Origin of the sequence: Dietzia sp. HMSC21D01, assembly GCF_001815995.1 — a bacterium.
In the GTDB taxonomy this organism is placed as follows: Bacteria; Actinomycetota; Actinomycetes; order Mycobacteriales; family Mycobacteriaceae; genus Dietzia; species Dietzia cinnamea.
On sequence record NZ_KV824037.1, the window covers coordinates 1 to 1716 of the forward strand.

The window sequence follows — 1716 nt, forward strand, 5'->3', positions numbered from 1 at the left end:
ACCTGACCCCACGCTCAGATGCGAAGAGCCAATAAACGGTTGGAGCTCGACGAATATCAGTGTAATGTCACAGAAGGTCAGCCTGTGAAGCTCGCTAACATCTGCCGTGATTAGGTTAAGCTTTCGGCTAGCACGGCTGTTGCGCACGGTCATGAGACTTGGAAATGGGAAGGTGCCTATATGTGGATACTTAACGGCCTCATGCAAGGTCTGCGTTTAACCGTGGTAGCCACTTTGGTGGCTCTAGTTTCGATTGCCGCCGTCCCCGCTTCAACTGCACAGGCAGCGCGAGGCAATCTTACCTGTGACTCACTCTATTCGGTGGATGGAGGTGGAAACTACGCTAAAAAAATTAATCCTACGACCGGGTTGTCATCAGATTCCTTCAAACTTGAAGGCTCAAGCCGGCACAACCAATTGGGTATCGGTACGGGGGGCGCGTATGCGATTTATACCGCGACCGAAGGATCGGGTAATAACGCTACGAACTATGTCTACAACTGGAATGCTACGACGGATACGACATCCAAAGTTAAAAGTCCTGTCGCACCATCTACCCATGGTGCAATCAACCCCGCCAACGGTTGGTTTTACTACGGCGGACTAGGTGACAGCAACGACACCCTCACGCTTCACGGTTACAACCCTGCTACGCCTGCTGTTGCGCCCGTTAAGGTGATGACTGTCAATCTTCCGGGCTCGAAAGGCAGGAATGGTGACCTCGCTTTCGACGCTGGCGGAAATATGTATGTCGTCGCCGCCTCAAATGCCGAAGGTGGCATCTGGTCCGTTGACGGGCCCATGCCTACGACGGGTTCGGTAACGGTAACCGGGACCCAGGTCACTGCTTTGACGCCACAGTTCGCCTCAGCGAACTCAATCGCGTTCGGTCCAGACGGTTACTTGTACGTCGGTTCCAGTGCTTTCCTGCGCCAAGTCGATCCGAGCAACGGTCAGTTGAAGAGTGATGTTCCGGACAGGCCAAAAATGACCGACATGGCTTCGTGCAGCAACCCGGTCAGTATTAAGCTGGACAAGGATCTCCCCGCGGGGCGCTTTGAACCCACAGACCAATTTGGCCTAGAGATTTCCGGCGCCGGCCTGACTGAAGGCACGACCGCCGTCACTGACGGCCCCGCTGAAGGCGTGCAGACCGCTTCCGTGGGGCCAGTTCTGGGCTTGGCTGGCCAGACCTATACGGTCACGGAGACCGCGGCAGGCACCGCGAACTTTGCAAACTACGACACGAGTTATAAGTGTGTCGACGATGTGGGTGTGACAGTCGCTGAAGGGACAGAAAAAACAGCGACATTCACTCCTGACAGTGGGCGAAGCGTGTCGTGCAGGTTCACAAACACAGCTAAGAAACCAAATATCAAGCTCGTGAAAGATGCCGAGTTGATGGGGTCGTGGGCAGCGGGACAGAAGGTTAAGTACTCGTTCACGGCCACGAACACCGGCAATCAGCCGCTGACCAATGTAGCAGTAGAAGAGGTCTCGTTTTCGGGCAGCGGTACGACTCCCGTGATTACGTGTGACGTAGCAGAGCTGGCTGTAGGAGCTGAAGCTAAATGCTCTGCGGAGTACACATTGACGCAAGCTGATATAGACACTGGCAGCGTGTTAAACGCTGCGAAGGCAGTGGGTACATCCCCCGAGGGTGTGCAGGTTGAGGCAACGGATGACGCTGAGGTGAAGGGCGAAACGGCTGCCGGC

General features: G+C 55.2%; 1 pseudogene. It reads left to right on the plus strand.

Annotation, left to right across the window (positions count from 1 at the left end):
• Positions 1-222 precede the first annotated feature (222 nt).
• Positions 223-1716, plus strand: a pseudogene (locus HMPREF3086_RS18605) (hypothetical protein); the annotation flags it as partial.